The following is a 15,239-nucleotide window of genomic DNA, read 5'->3' on the forward strand; positions in this document are numbered from 1 at the left end:
TTTTTCGGTTTCTTTTATTATAATCGACTTGTAAGCAAATGTCAACACTGTATAAATCATTACAGAGTACGTTTGATACGCAAGGAGGTAATATTATGTTCGAATTCAAAAAACTATGCAACGAAGTGGAAAAGCTAAGCCCCGCGGACCGCGGCTTGCTGCTTGTCGAAAAATCGGTATCGGTAGTCAAGGGTTTGAACTCGCTGGATCTGCCGTTTAACCCCGTGAAAACGCTCGTTACTTTTATAATAGGTTCGGTCGTTTCCGACGGATCGATCAGCGAAAAAGATTATCTTTATATTTATCCGTCGCTTGTTAAAGCGTTCGGGCATGACTTTGACTTTATGTCCGCGAAACAGGCGTTGCAAATCGCAAAGGACATCAAGAAAGAAATCTCATCGCATACCAAGCAACTGTTGTCGGTCATTGCAACGTGCGACGAGGACCTCGCGGCGGATATTGTTTCGCTGTGCTTGCTTGTGACGTCGGTGGACGGCAAAGTATCGTTAAAGGAAAAGCGCTATATCCGTCAGCTGTGCAGAGCGTAAATCGGCAGAGGCGGAAAACTTATGGAAAAAGTTTTGGACTTTGCGCTGTTCTTCTTTATTTACGCGATAGCCGGTTGGTGTGTCGAGGTTATCCACGCCGCGCTGAAACGAGGTAAATTCGAAAATCGCGGATTTCTTAACGGCTGTTGGTGCCCCATTTACGGGGTGGGCGTCGTATTGGTTTTGCTGTGCCTCACACCTATAAATATCAACGTGTTCGTGCTGTTTATAGCGTCGCTCGTGCTCACCAGCGTATTGGAGTTTGTCGTCGGGTTCGTTCTCGAAAAGCTGTTCAAAACGAAGTGGTGGGATTACTCGAAAGAGCATTTTAATATCAAGGGTTACGTTTGCGTTAAGTATTCCATACTTTGGGGCTTGGCTTGCGTTATCGTAGTCGATTTGATACATCCCATGATCGAGCAGCTCGTGAATATTACGTCCGATTTGGCGAAGTATATTATAGTCGGCGTTCTGGGCACGGCGTTCGTCGTCGACGGGGTGTTTACCGTTATCCAGCTAGTTACTTACAAAAAGAATTATGCGGCGCTTGAAAAAATCGGCGATACGTTAAAGAAACCGTCAAATGCGGTAGGCAGTAAAATCGCCGCGTCCGCTCTCGCAATGAACGAGAAGATGCAAAAGCTAAACGAAAAAATCAAATCTTCGCGGTTGTATAAAGCCTTTCCCGAACAGTTGAGAAAAACAAAATCCGCTTTGGATACGGATGCGTTAAATGCGAATTCGATCGAAGAAGCGGCAACAACGGACAGTGGGGTAGAACAATGAATTATAAAGCGTTGAAACAGGATCTTGCCGATAACGACGAGCGTGACGAAAATAACAGGCGGATCATTCGCTTAAACGTTACGGACGACAGTAATTTTTTATCGCCGTTTTCGGTTAAGGGCAATCCGCTTATCAGCAGCGAAACAGCGGAATTCCTAAACCTGAATATCAAGCACAACTTGAAAGACAGCGGAGTTAAATTGGAAATTTCGAGTAACGTGATCGACGAACCTGAAAAAGAGGTTTATAGATCTGCGATCAAAAATTACTATCGGGTCGAGTATAAAACCGTATGGAAAGAGCTGCGGCGTAATTTATTCGGTTCGATTATTATGCTGTTGTTTTCCGCATGCATTTTCGCATTAGCAATTATCTTGGAAGCCATGACGAATACGAGCGCGGTTATTTTAAATATGATCGACGTCTTTGCTTGGGTATTTACTTGGGAAGCTGTGGATATGTTCTTTTTACAACGTCCCAAGCTACACAAAGAACAAAAACGCAATGCCGCCGCTATCGACGCGGAAATTGTTTTCGTCCACGAAAATATCGTTGAATAGTTAAAAGAAGTTGAAATTAAGTGCTTTTCTATTTTTGCGATATATACGGAGTTTAGTTAAATCATTTTTATCGATTTATTTTTTCGGGGGAGTTTGCAATGAGGTGTGCAGAAAAATATATGCATGCGATTGCAGCAGCAAACTCAATGAATACTTTTGCATAGATGTATGTTCCTTTTTGTGGAAAATTCGGTAAAACAAAGAATGGGCTTGCTTGACAATTAAATATCTTTTGTGATATAACAAAAGATATGGATTCTACAAAAGAGATAAACGAATATTTGAAACGACTGAAAAACGGTGAGAGATGTCTCGAAGAATTTTTCTATGCTGTTTCCGGTTATATTAATCTTATTGCATATAAATATCTCGTAGATAAATCATTTGTGCACGATGTTGTATCAAGTACATTTTATAAAATTTTTGATAATATTCAAAGCTTTGACGAGCTTCAAAACGGAAAAGCATGGATAAGTAAAATTGCACAAAACGAAGCGTATACGATTAACACCCGCGAAAGAAAACATAGTTATGTACCTTTGGATGAAGTAAGCGAAGAGATTGCATGTACAACCGATGATACGAAAAAACTGGAATTTGCGGCGGCTTTTCAAAAAGCGTTAAGCAAACTAGATGAAAAAGATAGAGAAATAGTCGAATTACGAATTTATGAAGACATGACGTTTGAAGAAATCGCCAATAGATTGAACATGTATGTTGGTACAGTGCATAAGCGATTTAAAAGAAGCGTCAAAAAAATTAATGAAGATATCTTATGATATATGGAAAAATTATCGTTAAGTATTCGATATAGATATGTAGAGGTGATATCATGAACAAAACAACTAGAATAAAAACAATCGCTTTAATAATGCTGTGTGTGCCGTTTTGCGGTGGTTGGACGGCAGCAGCGTCCGGGCAATCCGATAGATATGTCGGTGGCGAACCGATAGCCACATGTGCTTCCGAGACTATTTCGTATGTTTCCAAACAGGTCGTTTCGGATATATCTACTGCCAACGACACGCCCGAATATTATTCTGTTAACGGTATGCAAAACGGGTGTGGCCCGGTTGCAGGTGCTATTACTATCGGCTTTTATGACAAATATTACGATAATTTGATCCCTAACTGGACACCGGCTTATTCAACTGGAAGATACAAGGGGCAGGATAAGACTTACGTGCCCGCGCTTATTCAGGATTTGTATGACAGTATGCAAACTAACGTTGTAGCGCCCGGGGTGTCCGAAAACGAGTTTAAAAGTGGCTTAAAAAGCTATGTCGTAGATCATGGCTATAATATAGAATATATTTCGCTCGGTAATGGCAATAGTTTTAATTACAGCACATTTAAAACAGCTGTTAATAACAACGAGGTTTCAGTACTGTTTGTTCAGTCGAGTAATATTTATAGATGCGTATCTAACGAGGACGAAGACGTTTTATATACTATCAATATAAGCGGTAATCATATTATGGTAGCGTTTGGCTATTATGAAGTTAAATATACTTTAAGCAACGGGATAAGAACGGACAAATATTTGCGCGTTGCAACAGGATGGGCGGATAATGCTAAGGCATTTTATAAAGTCGGTTCTTATATTGATGCGGCTTATAAAGTAAAAGTAAGTTAGGGGCGGTTATGCGCGAAGAAAATAAACTAAATAGAGCAATAAAACAAGACGGCGCCAATACGCAAGCTGACATTCTTGACGAGCTGCGCCGTCGCTATCCACAATATATCGACCAATCTGATAGCCCAAAAGTTTCCGTGAGAAAAAAGAGGGTGGCGGTTATTTCTGCGTTTGCCGTTGTGGCTGTCTGTGCTGCGATTGTAGTGCCTTGCGCAGTGCTGTTGCCTAATCGCGATAATGGTGGCAACAATGATGGTGACGGAAATATTCGCTATTGCACGCAGGACGAATACAGCGTAGTGGACGATGTAGAATATACGATTGGGGAGTACTGCGAAGGCAACAACTTTAATTTTTTGTATTTTGACTGGTATGAGTCTGGGGAGGATCGCTATACTAGTTGTTATATAAGTAATTTGGATAATGAGGTGTTATGTTTAAAAGAGAGAGTATATCTGCCTCAGTCTGACGAAATGGTGCAATTATCCATAACAAAATCAAATGTGTATTTAAGTATATTCGACTTTAATCTCGATAGCTGTGATAAAGAGCATACGGTTAATAATCATGTGGTAAAATGGTCGGTTGATATAGAGGAGGCGGTTTGTATATTCGAAGACGGTGGATATAGATACTTTATATCCATTGAGCAAGGGCAAGATGAAAACAGGCTGTTTGAGCTGGTTGCCGAACTTTTGGAAAAAAATTAGAACAATTTTCTATAAAAAGGAAAAAATTTCGACGTTTTTCGTGTAGAGATAAGTAGAGTTTTTATACATAGTTGTTTGCTTGTATAATGGCTTGATTTTATGGAGCACACGAATGAGCGTCGATGTTTTTATAAGAAGAATAATTTATAATTTCAGCTAGCATATTGCCGGCGTTTTTTTGTGTTGTTTGCTTTTTTTAATTGTGCGCAGTCGTTGCGAATTGTGTACGTAGGTGTAGTATTTATGGTTTTGTCAAGCGTTTGATTGGAGAGATATCATGGAGTAGCTAAAGTAAAGAATAGATTATCAGACTGGATTTAAATTGGACAGGAAGTTTTATAATTTAAAAGTTGATTCTTTGTTTTGTGCTTGCTAACTGCGGGGAGATTTTTTCCAAGATGGCGAAAAATGCTTGATACATTAACATGGGTAACGCAGTAAGTGCGTTTTTCGAATCTGAAAAAACTTACAATAACTTACTATTATTTGAGGTATAATATGCCAAAAGATCGGAAAATCGGAATTTCATTCACTTGGGATGATAATTTCAATGAGCATTATAAATACGTCGCCCCTATATTTAAAGAGTGGGGATGTCGCTGTACATTCTATATAAATCCCGGTGAAGAAAATTTTACAAATTTTATGGCAAATCAATACAAAGAGTTATCCGAACAGGGTTTTGAAATCGGAAGCCATGGCTTTGTTCATGACCATTATTCAAGGTTGAGTTATAATGACTTTTATGCACAACTAATAAAATCTAAAAATGCTATTACGGCTTTGACAAATAAGCCGCCTTTAACATTTGCTTTCCCTCACCACGACTTTACCAACGATATGCTGGCTGTAGCTAGGTCTGTATATAAGGAAACTCGTAATACATTAAATAATACTGTGCGATTCAGTTTAAAAACAAAAACTGATTTAGAAAGTGTAAAAACCGCTTTAAATAATGCTATTAACGACTCATATAATATTGTTTTTTCCGGGCATTCAGTTTTTAAACAACAAGATGAAATTAATAATTGCGGATATGAGCCGATTTCGGTAAAATTACTTTCTTCAATCATTTCAACTATAGTAAACGAGTATAAACTGCCTATTCTGACATTTGAAGAATTGATTTGTTTTACACAAATTTCATAAATTCATAAGAGGTTAAAATGAAAGAGACGCCTGTTTTGTCAGTAATAATTCCGACGTATAACACTTCAGATCTTTTAGGAAGATGTATTGAATATGTGTTAAACCAAACTTTACAAGAAATAGAAATTATTATTATTGACGACTGCTCAACCGATACAACTGAGCAAGTCATTAATCACTATATCAATAAAACTGACAAAAAAATAAAGCACATTAAAAACGCAAAAAATAGTGGTATTGGCTACTCAAGGAATATAGGCATCGATTTATCTGAGGGTGAATTTATAGCTTTTGTTGACAGCGATGATTGGGTGGATAGTTCCCTTTTTTCCACAATAATAATGAAAATGCAAGAGGAAAATGCTGACATCGGAATTTTTGGTGTTAAAGATGAATTCGATGATTGCAATTCGTCGAAGAAGAGATATGATTATAAATATAATATATTAGACAATGAATTCGCATTACGCCTTCTATCGCGTTCAGAAAATAATGACGTTTATATAAGCCCTATGGTGACGCAAAAAGTATATAGGAAAAGTTTCCTAAAAAACAACAACATTTTTTTTCGCACGAATTGTTATTTTGATGATGTTGAGTTTACTTTCATGTGCTTTACTTATTCATGTAAATTGATATCGGTTCCGGATGTTTTCTACCATTACTATCAACGGAACGGATCATTAATGCACAGTTTTTCCAAAAAGCATATAGATGATTTCTGGGAGGTTATGTCCCATTTAAAGCTTATGCTTGAGAACAAACATATTTGGGAAAGATACAAACAATTTTATTACAAATATTTTCATAAAACATTACGATCTTTAATGAATACTATGTTTTCAAGTGAACAATTGGTTGTCAATCAAAAAAAGTATTTGCTATACTTTTTAAATAAATCGAAAACATTTAGTATTAACGAGTTAATTGAGTATTGGGATATAGGTTATATACGACGACTACTATTATAGAATGAAGTAATTTTGTAAATATTTATTATAATTTTTATCGAAAGATTTAACTACTGTTTTCCCAGTGTCTAATTTTTCTAAAGCAATCCTTACATGCTTAAGTACGAAAAATTGCTTCTCCGCTATTATAGATGACTTATGCTTATCAACCCAATCAATAATATCATCCACGGAATCTTTTGCATCAAGTTTTCCTAAAGCTTCAATTTCACTAACTGCTGAATAATAGTTTTCTTCAGTAGCTAATTGTTTCCTAATATTTTCTACACCGGCATAAAGACGTTTATCTCCTATAATGTCGGCCATATGCTCTCGAATATAACAATTTTTATCAAATACGGCATTACAAATCATATTATTCACTTCAAAGTGCTGACACGTCATTAAAAATGCCTCTAATTGATATCTATTTAGGTCAATATTAGCCGTTTTTGTTTTCATAAAGTAATTAATTATCCACGGCAAAATAATATCTAGATATTCACCTCGACTAGCAAAATATAAGGCAAACTCTATTTTTATTTTATTTTCGAATGCCTCGCTTTTCGTTTCCAAATCCGTAAAATCTTTATTTAAAATATTTAGGATTCTTTTTTCATGGCCATTTATTTTTTTTGTCGTAATCATTAATTCAGCGTAAGTCTTAATCATGGCCAATATATAATCGCTGTTTTGCTTCAATATTTCGAAAAGAACTTCAACACATTTATCTAAAATAATATTTATAGTTGTTTCATTGTCCTTCAATATGTATTCTGGAGATTCTGCCAGCAATTCACAAAGAGGTTGAAAATATTCACTAAATTTTTCTTCAACGTAAGAAACGAAATCGCTACTATTTTCATTTATATTATTTAGTATTTCTTTTCTGGTCAAAAAATCATAAAAATCCGAACTGCATTTATTCGCGGATATAAAATCTTCAACATATGATTTTACTTGAATAAGATTATCAATATCATATTCATAATAGGTAAGGTGTGAAATATCCGACAGATTTTTATTTATAGGTTGTGAGATTTGTGAATTCCTCTCAATTAGTAAAAGAACATTTTTTACGTCTTTAAAACAATGTGCTATACCAAGCTCATAAAGTACATTAGGTCTGTAATCAGTTAAAATTACAATAAGATATCTTGATTTTACAATCTCGGTTAAAACTTTATTCATAAAAGGTTGACTACCATTTATTTCATCGTCACGATTGCATATTATTTTAAGTCTGGAAAGTTCGCTTTTAATAGCACCATATAGTTTATTATATCTTTCATTAAAGGGCATTAGCACAAAGCATCGATTTTTCTCGACATTTAATTTGTTTTGTCTGAATTGTTTAGGATATGTAGAATATAAATCCATTATTTTCTCCTATAAAATTATACCTCAAATAATAGTAAGTTATTGTAAGAAGTAAGGTCATCATATAGAGCTATGTTATTAACCGGTTATGTAGCGCTATTATTTTGTGTGTAATTTTTTGCATTATTTGAGCATTATTTCAATAATACAAATTCGAAGTATTTTGTCTAAAAACATAGGCGTGGTTGCGGATGGTGATGGTTGTCCGTTAGTTTAGCATTTAATTAATAGGCTTTGAATTAAATTTTCAAAAATTGATATCTTAAATTCCAAAAAGAATTGTGCGCTCAGATACCGCTCGCCCAATTTAAATGTTGAAGTTGACCTTCAGATGTCGATTTGGTATTTTATTGACTTATATATTTTTGCAGTGATACGCTCTTAGTGGTAGTAGAATTCTACGAAGGGGAGCGGGAATGAGGTTAAATAAGACGGTCTAAACACTCGAAATATCTTGTGTCGTTTCTGTGGTTGTTTATGCTGCGGCTAATTTCATTATGAAGCGCTATAAGTCCAAAGTGTCAACGTCAGTTGGCGTTGACGATTGTAGAAATTCGGTACCGGAATGCTTCGACGAAACGAATTGCGATATAAAGCAAATGAATAAGCAACAGGAAGAACAAGATGAATGGCCGAAGCGATTGGAAGATAGCTTGTTTAACTTCATTAGCCAAGTAACCGGGAGACGACGGGACATTTATGTGTAAAGGTATTATAAATGTAATGCGGTCAGACATTATTATAGACGGTAGTGATGCTAAAATAGAGGTCAATATTAAAGATTGCACAATAAGATCACTGAAGAGAATATCTATTACCGTAAGGTCGGCGACCACGCTACAAATATGCCGGTGAGCATGCGTTTCGGTAGCGCTATAAACGGCAGATATTCCATTCTCGACCGTTTGCAGTATAAGTACGACAACTGCGGTAACATATCCGAAATACGCGAAAACGGGCTATTAAAAGCAAGATACGGATACGACGATCTCAATCGTATCGTCCGCGAAGATAATAAGGATTTCGGAAAAACCTGGCTGTACTGCTATGATTATAACGGCAACATCCTTAGCAAGAAAGAGTATGCTTTCACTCTCGAAGACTACGACAAGCTCGAAGAGCTTGACAGCGAAACTATAGTGTACGGGTACTACGGCGATAGGCTCATATCGTTCGGTGAGCAATTATGCGATTATGACATTCTCGGTAATCCTACGTTGTATAGGGATAATAAGTTGTCGTGGTCGATGGGGCGTCGACTCGTCGGTTACGGCAGTATAAAGTTTGCATACGACGGTCAAGGGAAAAGAATAAGTAAGGGTGATATATCGTTTACTTACGACAGTAACGGAAAATTGTTGAAGCAAAGCAACGGACTTAGCTTTATCTATGACAATGCCGGAGTAGTAGGATTGAAATACAACGGTTCTACATATATTTACAGAAAGGACGTACAAGGAAATATTATAGCCATACTTGACAGCACCGGTAATGTTGTGGTAGAATACATGTACGACGCGTGGGGCAATCACGCCGTACAAGTGCTCGACGAAGAGTGTGCCGAACTTTCTCAACTTAATCCCTTCCGCTACCGTGGATACTACTACGATACCGAAACGGGCTTGTACTTCCTTAAAACTCGGTATTACGACCCCGAGATCGGACGTTTCATCACGATAGACGATTTGTCCTATCTCGATCCGGAAACTATTAACGGGCTTAATCTTTACGCTTATTGTGGGAATAATCCTGTGATGTGCGTTGATCCTAACGGCACACTGAAATGGTGGCAAAACCTTTTGATAGCTTTGGGCGGGATTGCACTTATTGCTGGGCTCGCAATTGCTACTGTTGCTACTGGCGGCGCTGCAGCCGGATTAGCTGGTGCTATATGCGCAGGGGCATTAAAGGGCGCTATTATAGGCGGTGCTATTGGAACTGCATTGGGCGCAGGAATTGGATACGCCGTTGGCGGTATAGAGGGCATGTTTATGGGCATGGCTATAGGCTTTACCGGAGGGGCATTAATTGGTGCTGTTGTTGGCGGTGCTGTTGGCGGAATGGGATATAGTCCTTTAAATGCTGCTTCAAATGCGGCAAATAAAGCTAAAATTGGGAAAGGTTTTAATATAAATAAACATCTCAATCATAGCGGTGGTAAATATTCAAAATTCTTATCTGATTCAGTAGATGATATTGTTTCGATGACTCGTAACGGGTTGAAGTCGTCTGATGTCCTTTTTAAGACAAATTCTGCAGCTAAATCATGGCAAATAATAGTAGATATGGGTCAAGTTATTGGAACAAAAGGGCAAACTGCCATTAAGGTAATATTAGGATATGGAGGTAAAATATGGACGATGTTTCCAATTTTTCTATAAACTATAAGTTAATAAGAAAACCTAAGCATAAAACGGAAAACATTTTGGCTTTTTCTGCAACTTTTTCTATATGTATTGATAATAAGTTATTTTTAAAAATTGACGATTTCGCGATATTGGATTTTGCAATAAAAATATATAAATGGTATAATGAAAACGAAAAGGAATTTGTGTATATTCCAATGGACGATGACAACGAAATTCTCAAAATTGAAATATTTAATGATTGTTTTTATTTAATCACATCGAATTGGAGTGAATATAATGATATGTATATAAAAAAAGAGTGTGTTCATGAGGCAGTTGATGATTTTATTGAACTATTTAAAAATGAATTTGAAAAACTTGGTGGAAATTTCTTGAAGGAAGTTAAAAAATATATATAAACTTAATCCCCACGTGGTTGCGTGGGGATATCTATATGGGGAGATGATGTTAAACTCAATCGTATCCAGAATATCTGTTCGAGTATATGCTAAACAACCAATTGAGCAAGGAAGACTCGATTGCATATTACAATCAGCTTTACTCGCTCCTAGCGCAAAGAACTGTCAGCCGTGGCGGTTTGTTGTCGTGCAACAGGATAAGGCGTTAATCCAAAGCATAGCCGACCTAATGCAACATAGTAAGTTTGTGGGTAATGCCGACTGTCTTGTATGTGTTTTCCTGGATAAAGCTAACGGCTTTGATTACGTCAAGGACTGCCAGTCGATCGGCGCGTGTATAGAGAATATGCTACTCATGGCGACTTCGCTTGGGATTGGCTCATGCTGGATAGGCGAGATACTCGACAAACAAGCCGATGTAAAAGAGCTGTTGCAAGTGGATGGCGAGCGATACGACCTAATGGCAATAATCTCGCTTGGCTATCCGTTGCGTAATAGCAGTACAAGAGCTACGCGTAAGCCGCTGTCCGAGTGTGTGATCTCGTATAAGTAGTGGCTTGTGAACTTACAGTGCAAGACCGTCGCTTAATGCGGCGGTTCTTATTTTTTGGAGTTTGTATATACTCATTGTAAGGCAATATTTAACAAAAGCGCATTTAATTTCTATATACTATTCGCAGGTATATGGAATATGATGTGGTAAACGGATTTAAAACAACGCTTAAAGAGCTGTTGACGGATAACGGATTTAACGCAACAAGTTTTAGTAGGGCAATAGGCGTTAATATGTTTGTTGTGCGGAAATGGTTGAATGAAGTTAAGGACGTTAAACTGAAATCGCTCATAAAGATCGCGGACTTTTTCGGTTGTTCATTGGAATACCTATGCGGAAAATCAGACGTATTGCTTACATATGAGCCACAACCGTTGCCGCCGTTCGACGAAAGAATAAAAACCGTACTGCACAGCTGTGGTAAAACTTCGTATAGACTGCTTACCGACACAGCGATCGCACCGTCGCAGTATCACGGTTGGCTGCACGGTACTATGCCGATGCTGACTACGCTTGAAACTATTGCGGAGTATTTGAACGGTACATTGGATTATTTGGTAGGCAGGCAAAGCTCGAAAGAGACTTTTATATTTTCAAGTTTGTATACATAAATAGAGGAGAAAAAAATGACAAAAGAAAGATTTAACAGTTTACTTGGGGATTTGAAGAGCGGAAATAAATCTGCGTTCGATGATATATACAACGAGTATTACGGAAAAATGCGGTTTGTGGCTGAACGAATTCTACATAACGACGCGGACGTTAACGACGCATTGCAAACCGCGTTTCCTAATCTGATCAAGTACTTAAATGCGGACAAATACGGCGAAGTAAAATACCCGGGCGGCTTTATGCACAGTCTTATTCGAAACGTAGCGTTGAACATAATCAAGTCGCGAAAAAGCAATATATCCATCGAAGATAACGAGGATATAATAGACGCTAAATACGACGAGAGCGCCGCGGTGGGCGTTTTGGATATATCGTCGGTTATTGCGGGGCTGCCGGATAAAGACAGGGAAATAGCCATACGCATTTTTATGTTTGATATACCTGTAAATGAAGTGGCTGCGGAATTGGATATGTCGGTTAGCGCCGTTAAGTGGCACAAAAAGCAAATACGAAAAATTATTTCCGAAAAAATTAAATAATCGTTGTCTTTTTCGGTTTTTGAATTGTCTAAATATGTAGAGGGCAAAAAGGAGAAACAAATCTTATGAAAAAGGCAATATCGTTTGTTCTTAGCGCTATGTGCGCGGTTATAGGGTGTTTGGTGTTTTGCTTTGCGCCTGTTGCTGCGGCTAAGGCCGAGGGGGCGTATTGCGGTGAAACGCGGTACGGATCATCGGAATTTCGGGGCGGACGCTATCAGGGCGTTGAGTCGCGCACTGTGGAATATTCTTATTACACGAAAGATCGATACGTTAATCAGTATTCGGTGTCTAACTTTGTTGTGAGCGGCAAGGTAAACGCATGTGCGGTAAGCGCAGGCGGGAATATTTGTACATATTACGATAGACTTTATTCGGAGCTTATTCCCAACTATCAGCCCTATTATTTTTGGGGAGTTTTTAATTACGGGAGCCAAAACGACGGCGTAAATACTATGTTTAACGAACTGTATTCGCGTATGGGTTCGGACGACAGCGGAACAACTGTTTCGGGTTTTAAGTCCGGTATGACGTCTTATGTAAACAGCAAAGAGTTGTCTATATCGTTTGAACAAGCAACGGGTAGCTATTACAATACCGATTTGGACAAAATCAAATCGGTGATAAAGCAGGAAAAGATTGCGGTTATATTTATGTCGAATTATACGGTGACAGATGAAAATGCCATTAATCTTTATGACAGCTATTCGAAGATATCCTACAACAAATTTAACGGCAATCACGTTATGGTCGTTTACGGGTACTACGATATTTTCTATTATGCCGGCAGCGGTAGCCTAGTCGGCAGAGATACTTTTCTTTATGTCAGCACCGGGGATAAAAATGTTTTGGAGCATGGCCTGGTAAATATTTGTTCATACACGCAAGTTATGGATATGTATATGGTTAGTATTTATTAAAAAGGAGCGTATTCGTGTTAGGCGATAGAAAAATAAAAAAACAATTGGATAAAGAACTAAAACCGACAATTTCGGCTGAACGATTTTGTTCCGAAATAGGGCTGTCATTCGTAACGCAAGATACGCCTAAACAACACAGCGGAAAGAATTTGTTGGCAAAAGTTTTTTTACCTATCGCTTCGGTTGCCGCGGTTTGTCTTTGCATAGTTTTGCCGCTCACTTTGGGAAAAGAAGATGAACCGGACGATCAGCTGAAATACGGCGAAAGCGACGCCGTATATGTGATAACGGAAATCGAAAGCATATATTCCGATGAAAATATTTTGATATTTAATCAGTCTTATGTGCAGATGGTCGGAGCGTCATATTTAATTAACCCCATCGACAGCGATACTAAACTGGGTTATAGGATATCGGAAGTTCTTTATGCCGAAGCTGTTGACGGCGTACCGAGCTTTGCCGTAACGTTTGACTTTTTGGTGCGGTGCTATGAGGGTTATACGATAAACAGCACAGATTTATATTCCAATGCAGATAAGGTATTTACACAAAACGGTATAAGCTTCAATTATTGTATTATCGGCGGCAATCAAAATCCCAATGCCTATATTTGTTTTAAGTACGGAACCTATGATTATTTTATACAATTGAGCAGTTATGGTCCATTTACGGAAATTAACGATGATAGCGTTCAATTATTTATTAGAAAAGCGTTTATGGAGGAGACACAAAAAAATGAGGCCGTTAGCGGGCGAAAGGTTGATTCATGAGAACTTATTGTTCTTGTATTTTTCGGATATGAAAGACGCAGCTCTTACCGAAAAAATGCGTACCAAGATTAAGGAATTTATAGATGTTTGTAAGGCCAATGATAAAATGGACGGAACACGAACGGTGGATACGGCTATCGAGCTGTATTCGAGGGGATTGGGAGTATCGCTACAAGATATTAGAAAAAAAACTAATATGAGCGACGCTTCATTATATAGGTTCAGAATTAAAATGGCGGATAAATTAAAAGCGTATTTAATGGAAAACTCTACTCCCGTATAGGAATGTATTGCTTATAATACGACGGCATTGCGTTGTTTTTCGAGTAAATACTTATAGCTTATTCCTGTAATTGAATTTATTTAGAACTTGCTTTTTGCGTTGGGTTGTGACTTCCGTGTAGATTTGCGTTGTCGCCACGCTCGCATGCCCGAGTATTTCTTGTACCGAACGGAGATCGGCGCCGTTGGCGAGCAGGTTAGTGGCAAACGTATGTCGCAAATAGTGCGGGGTTGAATGCGTGGTAATTTTTGCTTTCATTAAGTATTTTTTGTAAATGTACTCTATCCCGTGTATGCTTAGCGGATTGCCGTACCGGTTTATGAATAGTTGTAAATTGTTTGATTGTTTGCGGTCCTTCACGAGCGTGGTAATGCGGCCCCACGTGATTGGCGAGGAGATATATATTAGGCGCTGTTTTCGGCCTTTTCCGTGAATTAGCAAAGTGCGCTCCGAAATTATTATATCGTTCAAAGTTATAGCCGCCGCTTCGCCTATGCGTATGCCCGTGCTTATAAGTAGGTCTACCAAAGCCGCGTCGCGTACGTACTCGAACTTGGCGAAATCGGTTAGCCCGGCTATGTCAACGTTATCGAAATATGTTAAGATCTTAGCTACGTCTTTAATTGCAAGCGTTTTGGGCAGCTTGCGTTCTTGCTTGAAACGAAATTTGAGTTTGGCAAAAGGCGAGCGGTCGATTTTTTCGGTATCTATCAGATATGCGTAGAAACTTTTGAGCGTAATAATTTTGCGGCGCACGGAAGTGTCTTTAAGTTTTAGTTGGGAACTTAAGTAAGATACGAAGGAACAAATATCCGGGTGCAATACGTCTTGTTCGTAATCGAAGAATTGACGTAAGTCGCCGGTATATGCGTATAACGTTTTATCCGACAGGTTTTTTGTGGCTTGCAGGTAGTTGATAAATTTAGACAAATAGTCCATAATTCCTCCAAAGTTAGTTTCTCTATTTCAAAGTATATCATTTTATTGAAAAATATTAAAAATATTTTTAATGAAAGGAAAAAAATTCGACATTTTTCGTGTAGATATAAATAGGGTCGTTATACTTGTTTTTTGTA

18 protein-coding genes are annotated in these 15,239 nt (G+C 37.9%); 16 read left to right on the plus strand and 2 right to left on the minus strand.

The genetic code is table 11. The annotated features are described in order from the left end of the window. Positions 1-95: 95 nt before the first annotated feature. The 8 genes from HDT28_01560 to HDT28_01595 all read left to right on the plus strand — a co-directional run bounded on the left by HDT28_01560 (position 96) and on the right by HDT28_01595 (position 6,360). On the plus strand, positions 96-548 hold the full coding sequence (locus HDT28_01560; protein MBD5131271.1) for a TerB family tellurite resistance protein: 453 nt from the start codon (positions 96-98) through the stop codon (positions 546-548). Between the two features lie 21 nt (positions 549-569). After that, positions 570-1,334 carry a putative ABC transporter permease gene (locus HDT28_01565; GenBank protein ID MBD5131272.1) on the plus strand — a complete coding sequence of 255 codons (765 nt, stop codon included), beginning with the start codon at positions 570-572 and terminating at the stop codon, positions 1,332-1,334. Further along, positions 1,331-1,894: a hypothetical protein gene (locus tag HDT28_01570; GenBank protein ID MBD5131273.1), complete on the plus strand. Its 564-nt coding sequence runs from the start codon at positions 1,331-1,333 to the stop codon at positions 1,892-1,894. Before HDT28_01565 ends, HDT28_01570 begins: the two co-directional genes overlap by 4 nt. A 251-nt stretch (positions 1,895-2,145) precedes the next feature. After that, positions 2,146-2,673 (plus strand): sigma-70 family RNA polymerase sigma factor, encoded by a 528-nt coding sequence (locus HDT28_01575; protein MBD5131274.1) that lies wholly within the window; start codon positions 2,146-2,148, stop codon positions 2,671-2,673. A gap of 53 nt (positions 2,674-2,726) precedes the next feature. Continuing rightward, positions 2,727-3,530, plus strand: a complete 804-nt coding sequence (locus HDT28_01580) for a hypothetical protein (protein MBD5131275.1) — start codon at positions 2,727-2,729, stop codon at positions 3,528-3,530. Positions 3,531-3,538: 8 nt separating this feature from the next. Continuing rightward, on the plus strand, positions 3,539-4,240 hold the full coding sequence (locus HDT28_01585; GenBank protein ID MBD5131276.1) for a hypothetical protein: 702 nt from the start codon (positions 3,539-3,541) through the stop codon (positions 4,238-4,240). 498 nt (positions 4,241-4,738) lie between these two features. Beyond that, the gene (locus tag HDT28_01590) at positions 4,739-5,389 is read left to right on the plus strand and encodes a polysaccharide deacetylase family protein (protein MBD5131277.1); all 651 of its coding nucleotides are present in this window, start codon (positions 4,739-4,741) and stop codon (positions 5,387-5,389) included. Positions 5,390-5,406: 17 nt separating this feature from the next. Continuing rightward, complete coding sequence (locus HDT28_01595) at positions 5,407-6,360, plus strand: glycosyltransferase family 2 protein (GenBank protein ID MBD5131278.1); 954 nt, start codon at positions 5,407-5,409, stop codon at positions 6,358-6,360. Here HDT28_01595 and HDT28_01600 read toward each other — a convergent pair. After that, positions 6,355-7,719, minus strand: coding sequence for a hypothetical protein (locus HDT28_01600; GenBank protein ID MBD5131279.1), 1,365 nt, complete (start codon positions 7,717-7,719; stop codon positions 6,355-6,357). The two genes, HDT28_01595 and HDT28_01600, sit on opposite strands and share 6 nt — an antisense overlap. Positions 7,720-8,501: 782 nt before the next feature. Here HDT28_01600 and HDT28_01605 point away from each other — a divergent pair. The 8 genes from HDT28_01605 (at position 8,502) to HDT28_01640 (ending at position 14,163) form a co-directional block, all read left to right on the plus strand. Continuing rightward, positions 8,502-10,100, plus strand: coding sequence for a hypothetical protein (locus HDT28_01605; protein ID MBD5131280.1), 1,599 nt, complete (start codon positions 8,502-8,504; stop codon positions 10,098-10,100). After that, the gene (locus HDT28_01610; protein ID MBD5131281.1) at positions 10,073-10,486 is read left to right on the plus strand and encodes a hypothetical protein; all 414 of its coding nucleotides are present in this window, start codon (positions 10,073-10,075) and stop codon (positions 10,484-10,486) included. Before HDT28_01605 ends, HDT28_01610 begins: the two co-directional genes overlap by 28 nt. Before the next feature lie 46 nt (positions 10,487-10,532). Beyond that, positions 10,533-11,039, plus strand: a complete 507-nt coding sequence (locus HDT28_01615; protein ID MBD5131282.1) for a nitroreductase family protein — start codon at positions 10,533-10,535, stop codon at positions 11,037-11,039. A gap of 131 nt (positions 11,040-11,170) precedes the next feature. Continuing rightward, a complete protein-coding gene (locus HDT28_01620; GenBank protein MBD5131283.1) occupies positions 11,171-11,650 on the plus strand; it encodes a helix-turn-helix transcriptional regulator in 480 nt (159 codons plus the stop codon). A gap of 15 nt (positions 11,651-11,665) precedes the next feature. Next, a complete protein-coding gene (locus tag HDT28_01625; GenBank protein ID MBD5131284.1) occupies positions 11,666-12,190 on the plus strand; it encodes a sigma-70 family RNA polymerase sigma factor in 525 nt (174 codons plus the stop codon). A gap of 65 nt (positions 12,191-12,255) precedes the next feature. After that, a complete protein-coding gene (locus tag HDT28_01630) occupies positions 12,256-13,110 on the plus strand; it encodes a hypothetical protein (protein MBD5131285.1) in 855 nt (284 codons plus the stop codon). 14 nt (positions 13,111-13,124) lie between these two features. Beyond that, positions 13,125-13,880 (plus strand): hypothetical protein, encoded by a 756-nt coding sequence (locus HDT28_01635; GenBank protein MBD5131286.1) that lies wholly within the window; start codon positions 13,125-13,127, stop codon positions 13,878-13,880. A 28-nt stretch (positions 13,881-13,908) separates the two neighbouring features. Beyond that, positions 13,909-14,163, plus strand: coding sequence for a hypothetical protein (locus HDT28_01640; GenBank protein MBD5131287.1), 255 nt, complete (start codon positions 13,909-13,911; stop codon positions 14,161-14,163). Between the two features lie 51 nt (positions 14,164-14,214). Here HDT28_01640 and HDT28_01645 read toward each other — a convergent pair whose 3' ends face one another. Beyond that, positions 14,215-15,102: a tyrosine-type recombinase/integrase gene (locus tag HDT28_01645; protein ID MBD5131288.1), complete on the minus strand. Its 888-nt coding sequence runs from the start codon at positions 15,100-15,102 to the stop codon at positions 14,215-14,217. Positions 15,103-15,239: the final 137 nt, after the last annotated feature.

The organism is Clostridiales bacterium (assembly GCA_014799665.1).
Lineage (GTDB): Bacteria > Bacillota > Clostridia > Christensenellales > Pumilibacteraceae > Anaerocaecibacter.